Here is a 15,627-nt window from a genome sequence, read left to right on the forward strand (position 1 = left end):
GCGTTGGCGCGGCGGGCCATCGTGAAGAGTTCAAGTAAACAAAGGTCAGCGTCCGCCAAACGCTCATCACTATAAGGCCAGAAGAGGCACAGATCATGGCTATCAATCAGCAAGCTCCGGACATCCGGGAACTCAGGCCGCATATCACGGTTTTCGGCGTCGGCGGTGCCGGCGGCAATGCCGTGAACAACATGATCGAATCCGGTTTGGAGGGCGTCGAGTTCGTGGTGTCGAACACCGACGCGCAGGCGCTGGCTTCTTCCAAGGCCCAGCGTGTGGTCCAGATGGGCATCCAGGTCACGGAAGGCCTCGGCGCCGGCTCGCAGCCGGAAGTCGGCCGCGCGGCCGCCGAAGAGGTGATCGACGAGATCCGCGATCAGCTCGCAGGCTCGCACATGGTGTTCATCACCGCCGGCATGGGCGGCGGCACCGGCACGGGCGCGGCCCCCGTCGTGGCCCGCGCAGCCCGCGAACTTGGCATACTGACGGTCGGCGTCGTGACGAAGCCGTTCCAGTTCGAGGGCGTGCGCCGCATGAAGCTGGCGGAGGCCGGCATCAACGAGCTGCAGCAGGCGGTCGACACGCTCATCGTGATCCCGAACCAGAACCTGTTCCGGGTCGCCACCGAGAAGACGACCTTCGCGGACGCCTTCGCCATGGCCGACCAGGTGCTCTACTCGGGCGTCGCCTGCATCACCGACCTGATGGTGAAGGAAGGCCTCATCAACCTCGACTTCGCCGACGTGCGCTCCGTCATGCGCGGCATGGGCAAGGCCATGATGGGCACCGGCGAAGCCTCCGGCGAGAAGCGCGCGATCCGCGCGGCCGAGGCGGCCATCGCCAACCCGCTCCTCGACGACGTGTCGATGAAGGGTGCCCGCGGCCTGCTGATCTCCATCACGGGCGGCAACGACCTCACCCTGTATGAACTCGACGAAGCCGCCACCCGCATCCGCGAGGAAGTCGACCAGGATGCCAACATCATCCTCGGCGCCACCTTCGACGAGAGCCTGGAAGGCATCATCCGCGTCTCCGTCGTGGCGACCGGCATCGACCACGCGATCATGGAGAACGGCGGCGATCTGACGGCCACCGAGCAGCGCATCTCCGAGGTTGCCGAGCGCCTGCGGGCCGAGGCCCGCGCCCGCGCCACCCAGGCCACGCCGACCTTTCGCTCCGCCGCCCATCCTGAACCGGTGAAGGCGGCCCCGATCCTGACCCAGGGCTCACCCGTTCTGGCTCCGGCCCCCGTCGTCGCGGCTCAGCCTGTGGAGCCCGCTCCCCAGCCGATCGTGCGCGACGACGTGGTTCTCACCCCGGCCCAGCCGCGCCAGGCGGTGGCCTATGAGGCGCCGGCGCCTCAGGCTCCGGTCTACGAGGAGCCGATGGAGCAGGGCGCCTTCATCCCGCCGCAGGCCGAGCGCGCCATGCGTCCGGCCCGGATGCCGCGCATCGACGAGCTGCCCATGCCCGGACAGGTCGCCCTGCGCGCCAGCCGCGGCGAGGAGTCCGCCCAGGAGCACAGGCCTTCGCTGATCCAGCGTCTCGCGACCATCGGCTTCGGCCGCCGCGAGGAACCGCAGCAAGTTCCTGCCGAGCCCCGTCAGGAAGCTCCGCGCCAGCCCATGTCGTCGGTTCACGCCGAATACGCCCGCCGGCCCATGCCGGCCCAGGCGCAGCGGCCGCCGCAGGGCCAGCCGGCCCCGGCTCCCCGGGCGACGTCGGAGGACGATCAGCTGGAGATTCCTGCCTTCCTCCGCCGCCAGGCGACCTGAGCAGGCCCGACGAGGCTGTTACCGCTGTTGCAAAAGGCTCCCAGCCCGAACCGGCTGGGAGCCTTCTTCGTTAAAAAATCATTAATATCAAAGATTTGGCGCTTACCACTTTTGTAACACACGGTAAGAAAGCGTGATTTGGCCTGGCCATATAGCGGGACTATGGTGCCTCACATCAAAAGGGGCACCGCTACAAGAAGCCTGCCGCGGGAAGCACAACGCAGACAATGCACCTTCCTCCGGCGAAACAGGCTCTGTCAGGCGACAAGGGTAATTGAGGTCCAGGACTAATGAAGCAAAGCCAGCAAACCACGCTTCGCGCCGCCGTGACCCTCATCGGAACCGGGGTCCATTCCGGGGATGAAGTGAAGATGATTCTTCATCCGGCTGAAGCGAACCATGGCATTGCTTTCCTCCGCACCGGTCTTCCGGGCGGCCTGGACCGTCTGATCGATGCTCGGCATCTGGCGGTCACCGCCACCGAGCTGTGCACGGTCATCGGCGACCGCGATACGGGCGCGGTCGCCACCATCGAACACCTCATGGCGGCTCTTTCCGGCCTTGGCATCGACAACGTTCTCGTCGAGATCGACGGGCCGGAAGTTCCGATCCTCGACGGCAGCTCGGAGCCGTACATCGACGCCATCGACCAGGTCGGCATCGTGGTTCAGGGCGTCACCCGCCGCTACATCAAGGTTCTCAAGCCCGTTCGGGTCACGCAGGGCCGGGCCTTCGCCGAGCTTCTCCCCAACGAGCGCGCCTTCCGCCTCGACGTGGAGATCGATTTCCAGACCCCGGTGATCGGCCGCCAGCGCAAGGCCATCGACCTGTCTCCCTCCGTGTTCCGCCGCGAAATCTCCCGCGCCCGCACCTTCGGCTTCATGCGCGACGTGGAGAAGCTCTGGAGCGCCGGCTTCGCGCTCGGCGCCTCCCTTGAGAACACCGTGGCCATCGGCGACGACGGTATCATGAACCCGGAAGGCCTGCGCTATGCCGACGAGTTCGTCCGGCACAAGCTCCTCGATGCCATCGGCGACCTTTCGCTTGCCGGCCTGCCGCTGCTCGGCACCTACCGGTCCTATTGCGGCGGTCACCGCATGAACTTCTCCGTGCTGGAAGCCCTGTTCTCGAGCCGCTCAAACTACGCCATCGTCGACGCCACGCCGCGTCGCGAGACGGGCTATGCCGACATCGGCAGCGCGGTCGCTTCGGTTTTCGCTCCCGAAGTGCACTGAATTCCTTCCTGAAGATCACCGCTACGTTACCTTAGGTTTCAAGGCGCCCATTGGCCGCATGATTTCGTGCAGGCTTTCTTAATTCCTATTGGGTAAACCCTGTGCTATGGGCTTGGCTCTTCCCATATGCTTGGGCTAAAGAACCTTTGATGCACCGTTAAAACATCGGGCACGGTTTTTGGAGGACCGCGAAGCATGTCGTTCGCGAAGGCTTATTCGGGTATGAAAAGCGCGGCCGCCCGCGCTCTGATCCTTGGCATCTGCGGCTTGGGGCTCGCGGGATGCGACACGCTCTCGTCCCTGAACCCGTTCGAGAAGGACACGAGCTACAAGCCCGAGGTCGTCGCCAACCTGCCTGCCGAGGAGATCTATAACGACGGTCTTGCCCGGGTGCAGAAGGGCGATTTTGACGGTGCGGTCACCAAGTTCAGCAGCCTCGACAAGCAGTATCCCTACACCGACTGGGCCCGCAAAGGCTTGATCATGGAAGCTTACGCCAATTACGAGGGCGGCTTCTACGACGAGGCGATCACGGCTTCGCGCCGCTATCTCCAGAGCTATCCGAACACCACGGACGCAGCCTACGCCCAGTACATCATGGCGTCTGCCTATTACGACCAGATCCCGGACATCACCCGCGACCAGGAGAAGTCAGAGCGCGCCATCCTGGCCCTGCAGGAGCTGGTCCAGCGCTATCCGAGCTCCGAGTACGTGTCCGACGCCAGGAAGAAGATCCAGGTTGCCAGCGACCAGCTCGCCGGCAAGGAGCTGGAGGTTGGCCGCTTCTACCTGCAGAAGCGCAACTACGCCGGCGCCATCAACCGTTTCCGCCAGGTCGTGTCCCGTTATCAGACGACCCGCCACGTGGAGGAGGCTCTCGAGCGTCTCACCGAGGCCTATATGGCCATGGGCATCGTGGGCGAGGCGCAGACCGCCGCCGCCGTTCTCGGCCACAACTTCCCCGACTCTCCCTGGTACAAGGACGCCCACGCCCTTCTGACGAAGGGCGGCGTTGAGCCTCGCGAGGATTCCCAGTCCTGGATCAGCAAGGCCTTCCGCGGCGTTCCCCAGGTCGGTCAGCGGACGGGCTAAGCCTCACGATCCATGCTCATCCAGCTGGCGATCCGCGATATCGTCCTCATCGACAGGCTTGAGCTTCACTTCCATGAGGGCCTGAGCGTCCTCACGGGTGAAACCGGCGCGGGCAAGTCGATCCTGCTCGATGCCTTCGCCCTGGCCCTCGGCGGCCGTGGCGACGGCAGCCTCGTGCGCCATGGCGAGAACCAGGGCCAGGTGACGGCCGTCTTCGACTGCCCTCTGGATCATCCGGCCCGCCGCATTGCGTCGGATGCGGATATCGACATCGACGGCGACCTGATCCTGCGCCGCGTGCAGGTGGCTGACGGGCGCACCCGCGCCTTCGTCAACGACCAGCCGGTCAGCGTCCAGGTGCTCAAGGCCATCGGCGCGACCCTGGTCGAAATCCATGGCCAGCACGATGATCGCGCCCTCGTCGATCCCGTGTCTCACCGCGCCATCCTCGATGCCTTCGGTGGTCTCTCAGAGGAAAACCAGGCCGTGGCCGATGCGGCTCGCCGGGTGCGCGAGGCGCGCACGGCCCTGCAGGATCATCGCAACCGCATCCAGAAGGCCCGCAAGGAGGCCGATTTCCTGCGCCACGCGGTCGAGGAGCTGACGAAGCTCAACCCTCTGGCCGGCGAGGAGGAGAGCCTCGCCGAGCGCCGCGTGATCATGATGCAGTCCGAAAAGGTGTCGACGGACCTGAACGAGGCCTACGAGGTCGTGGCCGGCAACGCCTCCCCGGTCAACGAGCTCTCCGCCGCCGTGCGCAAGCTGGAGCGCCGTGGCGCCCAGGCGCCGGCTCTCGTGGACCCGAGCGTCAAGGCCCTCGACGCCGCGTTGGTTGCCATCGACGAGGCGCGCGCGGCTCTGGAAGACGCGATCCGTGCCACTGAATACGACCCGCGCGAGCTGGAGCAGACGGAGGAGCGCCTGTTTGCGCTTCGCGCCGCCGCCCGCAAATACGACGTGCCCGCCGATGAGCTGGCCTCCCTGCGCCAGCGCTTCGAGGAGGACGTGGCCGCCATCGATGCCGGCGAGGAGAAGCTTGCCGGATTGGAGAAGGCGTTGAGCGAAGCCGACGCCGCTTATGTGAAGGCCGCCAAAGCGCTGTCCGCCGGCCGCAGGAGGGCTGCTCAGGCCCTCGACGCCGCCGTGCAGGCGGAGCTGCCGCCGCTCAAGCTGGAGCGGGCGCGTTTCATCACTGAGATCACCACCGACGAGGCGAGCCGCGACGCAGGCGGCTTCGAGCGCGTCGAGTTCTGGGCTCAGACGAATCCCGGCACCCGCGCCGGCCCGCTCATGAAAGTGGCCTCGGGCGGCGAGCTTTCGCGCTTCATGCTCGCCCTCAAGGTGGTGCTGGCGGACAAGGGCTCGGCCCCGACCCTGGTTTTCGACGAGATCGACACGGGCGTCGGCGGCGCCGTGGCGGATGCCATCGGCCAGCGCCTCGGGCGTCTGGCCCGCAAGGTCCAGGTGATGGCCGTGACCCACGCGCCGCAGGTGGCCGCCAAGGCCGAGAGTCACTTCCTCATCGCCAAGGAGGGCGTGCGCGGCGCCGAGGACCGGGTCGCCACCCGGGTCATTCCGCTCGAGGCCACGCCGCGCCGCGAGGAGATCGCCCGCATGCTCGCCGGCGCGACCATCACCGAGGAAGCCCGTGCGGCGGCTGCGCGTCTGCTCGAAGCGGCGGCGCATTAGTCTAGTCTCACGTCTGTGTGAGGGAACAGGCTGCCGCACTTGTTGCGGCACGCACTAACCCGATTTTCCATGGCCGCACCCAGAGGTGCGGCCATGGAAACGAGCCCCGCGTGCCCCGATTGCAGCCGAACATCCGCCGAACCGCACTCGCTGCCTGTGCCCTGCTGATCGGTGCAGCATCGTCCTACGCCGATGTCGGCCTGCCGGCCTCTGCCATGCAGATCGATCCTTTCCGCCATGTCCAGGCGCTGCAGGATATCGCCACGGCGAATGGCGGCAACAGGGCGGCTGGCACGCCCGGATATGACCGCTCCGCCGAATACATTGCCGATCAACTGCGCGCCGCAGGCTACAATGTGCGGTTCGAGGAATTCACCTTTCCGTTCTTCGACGAGCGGTCTCCGCCGGTTGTCGCCTTCGAGTCCTTCACACCGCCCCGCGAGGCGCTGCGCACCCTGGCGAGCTCCGGTTCCGGCGATGTGGCGGCACCCGTCCAGGCGGTGGATCTTGGCTTGGACGAGGAGCCCCTGCAGACATCGACCAGCGGCTGCGAGCGCGAGGATTTCGCTGGCTTCATCCCAGGCCACATCGCTCTTGTGCGGCGGGGCACCTGTCCGTTCCAGACCAAGGCGGAGCTGGCCCAGGCGGCGGGAGCCGCGGGCCTCATCATCATGAATCAGGGCACTGGGGACCAGGCCGGCACCTTCGGTGGACGTCTGTCGACGCAGGCGTCGATCCCCGTGCTGGGGGTAACCACCGAGGTGGGGCGCAAGCTCGCAGAGGCGGCGCAAGATCCATCGCTCAAACAGGTGCGCCTCAAGGTCGATGTCGAGACTGGCACCCGTTCCACCCGGAATGTCCTGGTGGATCGCGGCGAGACGAGCGGTTCCTTCATCGTGGTGGGAGCGCATCTCGACGGCGTCGCGGAAGGGCCCGGCATGAACGACAATGCCAGCGGTTCGGCCGCTGTTCTTGAGACGGCCCTGCGCCTTGCAAAGGAGGCTGGGATCGGCATGCCGATCCGCTTTGCTTTCTGGGGTGCGGAGGAACGCGGCCTCATCGGCTCGCGCCATCACCTCGATGCGCTCTCCGAGGACGAGCGGCGCCGGATCCGGTTCTACATCAATCTCGACATGGTCGGCTCGGTGAATTTCGGGCGGTTCATCCAGCTGTCGCAGACGGAGCGCACCGCCGAGACCGCCGGCTTCATTCAGGCCTTCATCGATCACTTCGCGTCCAAAAACCTTGCCGTGGAGGAGCGGTCCCGCAACCAGCGCGGCTTCGGCTCTGACGATGCGGCTTTTGCTGGCAAGAACATCCCGACGCTCGGCCTCTTCACCGGCGCCAGCAATGCGAAGACCGACGAGCATGCCGCGCGGTTCGATGGCAAGGCCGGGCAGCCTTACGATCCCTGCTACCACAAGGCGTGCGATACTGCGGAGAACGTGGATCGGGTGGTGCTCAGACAGATGACCGATGCGCTGACACAGATGCTGCGCGGTGCGCGGCCGATCATGCCGGATCGATAATCAAGCAGGATCGCTCGCCCTGTCGCCTAGACGGCTGCATCTAGCTCAACCGCCGCCAACAGCGCAGCTTCCTTCTCCGGCGGCATCCCAGCCTTCAGGGGCGTAGCACGGCGGGTCCTGTCCCAAGTGAGGATGTTGCCGAGCGTTTCACCCAACGGCCGTGTCCGAAGCCCATGGGCGAAGGCCTTTTCCGTATCGATCTCCAGAAAATGGCGGAACGCCTCATCGGCCTGCGGTAGCCAGAGAGGAACTTCCGTCCAAGGCTCGAGTCCTGCGGCCAGCACTGCCTCATCCGGGCACCAGACGAACCGCGCATCCGATCCCGCCACATGACGGCACGAATCGAGGAGTACGCTCATAGGAAGAGGGCGGCCGATGAGGTTGAAGATCCCGCCCAGACCTCTCTCCGCACCCTCGACGATGAAGCGCGCGGCGTCGCGCACGTCGATGAGCTGAACGAGCCGCTTCGGATCCCCGGGAGCCGGGACAGGCCTGCCCAGGTCCACACGGCGCACCCAATAGGTGAGGCGGTCCGTGTAATCGCCCGCGCCGACCAGGAGCCCGGAGCGAAGAATGAGGGCCCTCGCCCCAAGACGCTCGAACGCCACCAACTCGCATTCGCGTTTCAGCGGGCCATAGGCCGTGCCATATGAGGCCGCGCTGGAGCGCTGCTCCACGGGGAGCGATCGCGCGAGGTCCATCTGCTCGGGTGTCGCACGGCTCGCCGGGGCCTGTTCCGTCAGGCCGGGCTCTGTGAAACCCGCATAGACGGAAACGCTCGACACGAGCGCGTAACGGCCGATACTCGGGGAGAGGGCATCGAGCAGGCTCGCCACGGCCTCGGGCGCGAAAGCGCAGGTGTCGACCACAAGGTCGAAGCTGCGGCCTCTGAGGCCTGAGAGGTCACGGTGCCGGTCGCCGACAATCGTCTCGAACCCGGCGCCGACCGCCGGATTGACGGTCTGGCCGCGGGTGAAGATCGTGATTTTATGGCCGGCCTTGAGCGCGGCATCCGCAACGGCACCGCCCAGAAACCCCGTTCCGCCGACCACAAGCACATTCATCGCGGGCATCCCGACTCACATTGAGCATCCGTCTATGAGGACGGAGGTCCAAAGAGAGGTCAACTTCCGCTGGGGCATACCTTGTGATGGCGGCATCGATGTGAGGCCTGGTGAAGAGGAGGTACGAGGCCTTGCTGACCGGCTGAGAAGACGAGCGAAAAAAGTCCGGCTGTCATCCCCGGCGAGCCGCAGGCGAGGGAAGGGGAATTCACTCACACCCATGGCACGATGCATTCCCTCCGCTGCGCTCCGGCCGGGAATGACAGTGGTCGAGCGGAAGAAATGTTCTCAATTTGTTCTTGACAATTCTCCTAAGCGGGGCTATATCGTTGTATAGATCTGTTCCTATCGAGGGGCGCGCTCGCGAGGCGTCGCAGTGTGGGGGCAGACACGGTCCTGTGGCATGGCTTCGCAAGCCGTGTCGACAGGAGGCCCAGGCTGTGGGCCGGTGGTCGGAATCGGTTGCAGGCCCCCGTCGAGCAGACGGGCCACGCCTGGAGCGGTCACCGGGCTGGTCTCGCCTGTCCGCCTAAACAAGCCGTGCGCGAAGAGGCATTCCGGCTCTTCCTTCTCACCATCCATCATCGAGCCGGGCTGCCACTCGCGCCACCCTCGATCTTAACCTTAGGCTCGCAGCATTCGCTGCGGGCCCGAAGGCGCTGGCTCTTTCACAGCTTCATCAAAAGACGTCATCCCGGACGGCGAAGCTGATCCGGGATCGCAAGACCAGTCTGACACTGTCATCCCGGGGCGGCTCGTAGAGCCGAGCCCGGAATCCATAACCGCCACCGGTGCAGAGACAGGCGCGATACTGCTCGCCCTTTCCTGAGACGTCGTGGTTATGGATCCCCGCCTACGCGGGGATGACACCAGTGAGCCTCTGGCCCTCCATCCTGTCCACGATCCCGGATCACCTCCGCCTCCCGGGATGACGACGGTGGATTCCGTGCATCGTCTCGCTTCGCCCCTGGAGACTCCGCCCTGGCGCGCTATGGTTCAAGCACCCTCAAACCCGATTCGATCATGCCCCCACGCAACACCTCCTCAAAGCCCGTCGACCACCTCACGCCTGACGAAGCCCGTGCCGAGCACGAGGCGCTGGGTGCCGAGATCGCAGAGCATGACCGGCGCTATTACGAAGAGGACGCGCCCAGCGTCTCGGACGCGGAATACGATTCCTTGCGTAAGCGCTACGAGGCGCTGGAGGATCAATTTCCCGAGCTGAAATCGCCCGAAAGCCTGACCCAGAAGGTCGGCTCCAAGGTGTCGGAGAAGTTCGGCAAGATCCGGCATCGCGTGCCGATGCTCTCACTTGCCAATGGCTTCGCCGATGAGGAGGTGGAGGAGTTCGTCGAACGCATCCGCCGCTTCCTCAATTTGAAAGACGATGCGCCGCTGGCGTTCACGGCGGAGCCCAAGATCGACGGACTGTCGCTCAGCCTGCGCTATGAGAATGGAAAGCTCGTGTCCGCCGCCACCCGCGGCGACGGCGCCGTGGGCGAGGACGTGACCAACAATGCTCGCACGGTGGGCGATATTCCGCACAAACTGAAGGGATCGAGCGTTCCGGAGATCATCGAGGTGCGCGGCGAGGTTTATCTCTCGCATGAGGATTTCGCCGCCATCAACGCGCGCCAGGAGGCAGCCGGCAAGGCGCTCTTCGCCAACCCGCGCAATGCGGCGGCGGGCAGCCTGCGCCAGCTCGATGCATCGATCACCGCCGCGCGTCCCCTGCGCTTCTTCGCCTATGCCTGGGGCGAGGTCAGCACCATGCCGGCGGACACGCAACACGGTATGATGGAATGCTTCAGGAGCTTCGGCCTCAAGGTCAATCCGCTGACGCGCCGCTGCGAGAGCATTGCGGAATTGCTGGAGCATTACCACGCCATCGAGACCGGCCGCGCCAATCTCGGCTACGACATCGACGGCGTCGTCTACAAGGTCGATTCATTGAGCCTGCAGCAGCGCCTCGGCTTCGTGTCGCGCTCGCCGCGCTGGGCGCTGGCGCACAAGTTTCCGGCGCAGAAGGCGATCACGGTGCTGGAGGACATCGAGATCAATGTGGGCCGTACGGGATCGCTCAATCCCATTGCGCGCCTGAAGCCCGTCACGGTGGGCGGCGTGGTGGTGTCGAACGCGACGCTGCACAACGAGGATTACATCAAGGGCATCGGCGGCAACGGCGAGAAGATCCGCAATGGTGTCGACATCCGCATCGGCGACACGGTCGTCATCAACCGCGCCGGCGACGTGATCCCCAAGGTGCTCGACGTAGTGCTGGAGAAGCGTCCGGCCGATGCAAAGCCGTACGAGTTTCCCACCACATGCCCGGCCTGCGGCAGCCACGCGGTGCGCGAGGTCAATCCGCGCACCGGCAAGGAAGATGCGGTGCGCCGCTGCACCGGCGGCCTCATCTGCCCGGCGCAGGCCCGAGAGCGCTTGAAGCATTTCGTGTCGCGCAACGCCTTTGACATCGAAGGTCTCGGCTTGCAGCGCATCGACGAGTTCTACGAAGAGGGATTGATCCAGCGTCCGCAGGACATCTTCACGTTGGAGGCGCGCAATGCCCGCAGCCTCAAGCGATTGGAAAACCGGGAAGGCTGGGGCGAGACGAGCGCGAAGAATCTCTTCGCAGCCATTCAGGCGCGCCGTTCGATTTTCCTCAACCGCTTCATCTTCGCCCTCGGCATCCCACATGTGGGCGAGACCTCGGCGCGGTTGCTCGCGCGCCACTTCGGCACCTTCGAGCATCTGCGCGAAACCGCCAAGGCCGCGGCCGACGAGACATCGGAAGCCCACGCCGAGCTCACCTCCATCGGCGGCATCGGCCCGGTGGTGGCGGAGGCCATCGTCGAGTTCTTCAAAGAACAGCACAATGAGCAGATGCTCGACGCGCTGCTTGCTGAAGTCACTACTGAGCCCATGGAAGCGCCGGCCTCCGCGAGTTCGCCGGTCGCGGGCAAGACCGTGGTGTTCACCGGCTCCCTCGAGCAGATGACCCGCGAGGAGGCGAAAGCCATGGCCGAGCGGCTTGGGGCCAAGGTGGCGGGCTCCGTGTCCAAGAAGACCGATATCGTGGTAGCGGGCCCTGGCGCTGGCTCTAAGCTCGCCAAGGCGGCCGAGCTCGGTCTCCAGGTCATGGATGAGGACGGGTGGTTCGCCCTTGTCGGTCGGGGGTGAGACTCCTGTCCAAGACTTGGCAAGCCCGATATGGCATGGTGCGCCCATGACGGTGATCACCCCGGAGGTCTCGCTCGATCCTGCCCAGGTCGGAGCGGGCGACGTGACGCATTTCTGGCGGGTGCCGCGCTATCGCGGCCTCGACTGCCTGCGCGCGACCTTCTGCCGTCACGCCTACGCCCGCCACAGCCACGACACCTATGCTATCGCGGCCGTGCTTGCCGGCTGCGAGACGTTCTTCCATCGGGGCGAGCAGCGTTATGTTCCGGCCGGCTGCGTGGCCGTCGTCTGCCCCGACGAGATCCATGACGGCGAACCCTATGGCGGCGGCTTCGAGTACCGCACCTTCTATCCCTCGCCGGAGCTGATGCAGGAGATCGCCGAGGATGTGGCCGGGCGTCCGCTCTCCCGTCCACCCTGGTTTCGGCATTCCGTCATCGACGATCCCGCGCTGTTTCAGGCTCAGGTCAGGCTCCATGCCTGCCTCTGCCAGGAGGACAGCTGGGCCTCCGAGATGGAGCAGGACACCCGGCTCATCGATTTCCTGAGCCGTCTGATTGCCCGCTGGGCCGATCTCGATGCCCTGCCGAGCGTCCGCTATGGCTCGACAAGCATCCTGCGGGTGCGAGACTACCTGGATGAGCATATCGGCGAGGAGGCTGACCTCGCCAACTTGGCCAATCTGGCGGGGCTGTCGCGCAGCCATTTCATCCGCGCCTTCGCCAAGGAGACCGGGCTGACGCCCCATGCCTATCTCCTCGACCGCCGTTTCCGGGCCGCGACCCGGTTGCTGGGGCAGGGCGAGGTTCCGGGCGATGTGGCAGCGGCCTGCGGCTTCTTCGACCAGAGCCATCTTAACCGGGTCTTCAAGGCCCGCATGGGCGTGACGCCAGGGGCATATCGAACTGCTTGAAACCGCACTTTCATCCAAGACGTCCCAGGATTCATACCGCATAAGGCCGGGACAATGAGGACGGTCATGGATCAGGCAAACCCCTTCGTCTCCACACCGCGCCGGGACATCCAGGCGGGCCTGCGCGACATCGCGCCGGTGGCCGTTGCGGCTCTGCCCATCGGTCTCCTGTTCGGCGCGATTGCTGCCGCCAAGGGCATGTCGACCCTCGAGGTCATGTTGATGTCCGCGCTCGTCTTTGCAGGCGGTGCTCAGTTCGCCGCCATCGAGACCTGGATTCATCCCGCGCCAATCCTGACGCTCGCCTTCGCGACTCTGCTGATCAATGCTCGGCATGTGCTGATGGGGGCATCGCTCACGCCGAAGGTCCGCATGTCACGGGTCCAGACCCTGCTGGCCTATTTCTTTCTCACCGACGAGGCCTGGGCTTTGTCCGAACGCCGCGCGCTGGAGCGGCCCGTGACGGGAGCCTATTGGTTTGTCATGGCCGTGGTGCTGTGGGCAAACTGGACGCTCTCGTCGACCATCGGTGCCATCCTCGGTTCCTTCCTCGGTAGCCCTGAGCGCATCGGCGCCGACTTCGCCTTCACGGCGCTGTTCATCGGGCTCGTCGCCGGCTTCGGGAAAAGCCGCGTGACGCTGGTGACGGTTGCCTCCAGTGCTGCTGTCGCGGCCCTCGTGCATTACTTCATCGGCGCACCCTGGCACGTGGCATCGGGTGCACTCGCAGGGATTGCCGCAGCTTACCTCGCAGCCCCTCAGGAGGCGCGCTCATGAGCCTCGACACGACAACTCTGATCGCCATCCTGGCCATGGCGCTTGTGACCTATTTTACGCGCATCGCGGGCCTGTTCGTAGCCGACCGTCTTGTGCTCACGGGCCGCGCAAAAGCCGCCTTCGACGCCATTCCGCCGGCGGTGCTCGTGGCCGTGATTGCGCCCACCGCGCTCACCACCGGTTGGGCGGAAGCCATCGCGGCGGCGATTACGGCAGTAGCAGCGTTCCGGCTGCCGCTGCTCGGCACGGTGGCGGTCGGCGTGATCGCCGTCGTGGTGCTTCGGAACTTGATTTGATCACACACAGCCACTGTCATTCCGGGCTCGCCCGTTGGCCGCCCCGGAATGACAGTTGTAGTTCTCTAGCCGATGGCTCGCGTCGCGTTCTCCAACCAAGCGCGCGTCTCGGCATCGAGGTGTGGGCCGATCTTCTCTTGAACAGCGGAGTGATACGCGTTGAGCCACGCAATCTCGTCCGCCGTCATGATCGCCGGCTCCACAAGGCGCAGGTCGATGGGCGTGAAGGACAGCGTCTCGAAGCCCATCATCTCGCGGTCGCCGCCAGGGATCGTGCGCGGCTCGACGAGGATGAGGTTCTCGATGCGGATGCCATAGGCGCCGGGCTTGTAGAAGCCGGGCTCGTTGGACAGCATCATCCCGATCTCGAGCGGCGTGTGGCCGGTCTTGGCGATGCGCTGCGGGCCCTCGTGCACGGAGAGATAGCTGCCGATGCCGTGGCCGGTGCCGTGATCGAAATCGAGGCCCGCGTCCCAAAGGGGCTTGCGCGCAAACGCGTCGATCTGCGCGCCCGTCGTGCCTTTCGGGAACACCGCCTGCGCGATGGCGATGTGCCCTTTCAGCACGCGGGTGAAGCGATCCTTCATCTCCGCTGTCGGCTCACCCACGATGATCGTGCGGGTGATGTCGGTGGTGCCGTCCTCGTATTGCGCGCCGGAATCGATCAGGAAGATCTGGTTGCGCTCGATGGCGCGGTTGCTCGTACTGGTCACGCGGTAATGGGGCAGGGCGGCGTTCGGGCCTGCTCCCGAAATGCTCGGGAACGAGACGTTTTTCAGCGCGCCGGTCTCGACGCGGAACGCCTCCAGCGCCTCGACGGCATTGATCTCGGTCAGCTTGCCCGAGGGCGCCTCCCGGTCGAGCCATGCAAGGAAGCGGGCCACCGCCACGCCGTCACGCAGATGCGCCGCGTGCGAACCTGCGATCTCGGCCTCGTTCTTCACAGCTTTCATGAGGGCGATGGGATCGGCCCCCACGTCGACTTTGCCGCCCGCTGCCTCAAGGCGCCGGATCAGGGCAACGGCGCCGGTGGCCGAATCGATGCGGATATTGCCGCCTGTTTGCCCCAACGCGTCGAGGGCGCCCTGGAAGCCGCTGATCGGCGCGAACGCGGCAAGGTCACCCACCGCGTCGCCAGCCTCGTTCGTCACCTTCGCGGGATCGAAGAACAGGCTGGCGCGACCCTCCCTGGGAAGAATGGCATAGCCGAGCGGCAGGGGCGTATGCCCTACGTCGCCGCCGCGCAGGTTGAACGCCCAGGCGAGGTTGTGCGGATCGGAGATGACGAGCGCGTCGATCTTGGCCTCCGCCATCTTGCGCCGGATGCGCTCCAGCTTGGCGGGCGCCGCTTCACCGGCATAGTCGAGCGGATGCGGCCGCACGGGAGCCTGTGGAGGCGCCGGGCGGTCGATCCAGATCACATCGACCAGGTTCATGTCGACGGGGGCAAGCTTCCCGCCGGCCCGGCTTACTGCCTGCTCCAGGCGCTTCAGGCTGTCGCTGGTGTGCAGCCAGGGGTCATAGGCGAAGGTGCCGCCCTGCGGCAGGTTCTCGGTGATCCAGTCCTCAGGCGTGAAGTCGGCCAGCTGAACCGGCGTGATGACGGAAGTATCCACCTGTTCGGCGGCCTGCACCGTATAGCGACCGTCGACCACGAGAGCGGCCTTGTTCTGAAGGATGACGGCTGTTCCGGCCGAGCCGGTAAATCCGGTAAGCCATGCCAGACGCTCTGCACTCTTCGGCACGTACTCGCCCTGGTGCTCGTCGGCGCGCGGCACGATGAACCCGTCGAATCCCCGGCGGGCCATCTCGGCTCGCAGCTTGGCGATATGCTTAGGTCCTTGGGCGGGAGAAGTCGTATCGTCGAAGAACTGGAATTGAGCCATGGAGAGGAGCACCGGCAGTCGGGAATGAAGAGGTCCGCACGCTAGGCTGGAGCGCGCGCGGCCGCAACTGCAATGCTGCCTAGAAGGGAGGCTGCATTGCGGAGCAGATCGCATCAGAATTATGTGCCAAACGACTAGATGTTAATCAAATTTAGGAGTGACCTGCGGCTAGTGCATGACTTGCATGTGAT

At 65.3% G+C, this 15,627-nt stretch carries 11 protein-coding genes; 9 read left to right on the top strand and 2 right to left on the bottom strand.

Going from position 1 to position 15,627, the window contains the following annotated elements; genetic code table 11:
* Window positions 1-95 precede the first annotated feature (95 nt).
* The 5 genes from ftsZ (at window position 96) to I2H36_RS00865 (ending at window position 7,320) form a co-directional block, all read left to right on the top strand.
* On the top strand, window positions 96-1,775 hold the full coding sequence (gene ftsZ, locus I2H36_RS00845; RefSeq protein ID WP_196261999.1) for a cell division protein FtsZ: 1,680 nt from the start codon (window positions 96-98) through the stop codon (window positions 1,773-1,775).
* Window positions 1,776-2,065: 290 nt separating this feature from the next.
* On the top strand, window positions 2,066-3,010 hold the full coding sequence (gene lpxC / locus I2H36_RS00850) for a UDP-3-O-acyl-N-acetylglucosamine deacetylase (RefSeq protein ID WP_196262000.1): 945 nt from the start codon (window positions 2,066-2,068) through the stop codon (window positions 3,008-3,010).
* Between the two features lie 195 nt (window positions 3,011-3,205).
* Complete coding sequence (locus tag I2H36_RS00855; RefSeq protein WP_196262001.1) at window positions 3,206-4,102, top strand: outer membrane protein assembly factor BamD; 897 nt, start codon at window positions 3,206-3,208, stop codon at window positions 4,100-4,102.
* Between the two features lie 12 nt (window positions 4,103-4,114).
* Entirely contained in the window at window positions 4,115-5,791 is a 1,677-nt protein-coding gene (recN, locus tag I2H36_RS00860; RefSeq protein WP_196262002.1) for a DNA repair protein RecN, read from the top strand.
* A gap of 110 nt (window positions 5,792-5,901) precedes the next feature.
* Window positions 5,902-7,320 (top strand): M20/M25/M40 family metallo-hydrolase, encoded by a 1,419-nt coding sequence (locus I2H36_RS00865; RefSeq protein WP_196262003.1) that lies wholly within the window; start codon window positions 5,902-5,904, stop codon window positions 7,318-7,320.
* 26 nt (window positions 7,321-7,346) lie between these two features.
* On the opposite strand, the gene I2H36_RS00870 is transcribed toward I2H36_RS00865, so the two are convergent.
* Window positions 7,347-8,384 carry an NAD-dependent epimerase/dehydratase family protein gene (locus I2H36_RS00870; protein ID WP_196262004.1) on the bottom strand — a complete coding sequence of 346 codons (1,038 nt, stop codon included), beginning with the start codon at window positions 8,382-8,384 and terminating at the stop codon, window positions 7,347-7,349.
* Window positions 8,385-9,407: 1,023 nt separating this feature from the next.
* Between I2H36_RS00870 and ligA the strand changes: the two genes are divergently transcribed.
* The 4 genes from ligA to I2H36_RS00890 all read left to right on the top strand — a co-directional run bounded on the left by ligA (window position 9,408) and on the right by I2H36_RS00890 (window position 13,550).
* Entirely contained in the window at window positions 9,408-11,564 is a 2,157-nt protein-coding gene (ligA, locus tag I2H36_RS00875; RefSeq protein ID WP_196262005.1) for an NAD-dependent DNA ligase LigA, read from the top strand.
* A 46-nt stretch (window positions 11,565-11,610) separates the two neighbouring features.
* A complete protein-coding gene (locus tag I2H36_RS00880) occupies window positions 11,611-12,477 on the top strand; it encodes a helix-turn-helix transcriptional regulator (RefSeq protein ID WP_196262006.1) in 867 nt (288 codons plus the stop codon).
* A gap of 66 nt (window positions 12,478-12,543) precedes the next feature.
* The gene (locus I2H36_RS00885; RefSeq protein WP_196262007.1) at window positions 12,544-13,254 is read left to right on the top strand and encodes an AzlC family ABC transporter permease; all 711 of its coding nucleotides are present in this window, start codon (window positions 12,544-12,546) and stop codon (window positions 13,252-13,254) included.
* Window positions 13,251-13,550 (top strand): AzlD family protein, encoded by a 300-nt coding sequence (locus I2H36_RS00890; protein WP_196262008.1) that lies wholly within the window; start codon window positions 13,251-13,253, stop codon window positions 13,548-13,550. Before I2H36_RS00885 ends, I2H36_RS00890 begins: the two co-directional genes overlap by 4 nt.
* Window positions 13,551-13,615: 65 nt before the next feature.
* On the opposite strand, the gene I2H36_RS00895 is transcribed toward I2H36_RS00890, so the two are convergent.
* A complete protein-coding gene (locus I2H36_RS00895) occupies window positions 13,616-15,436 on the bottom strand; it encodes an aminopeptidase P family protein (protein ID WP_196262009.1) in 1,821 nt (606 codons plus the stop codon).
* Between the last annotated feature and the right edge of the window lie 191 nt (window positions 15,437-15,627).

Source organism: Microvirga terrestris, from assembly GCF_015694425.1.
Taxonomy (GTDB): Bacteria; Pseudomonadota; Alphaproteobacteria; order Rhizobiales; family Beijerinckiaceae; genus Microvirga; species Microvirga terrestris.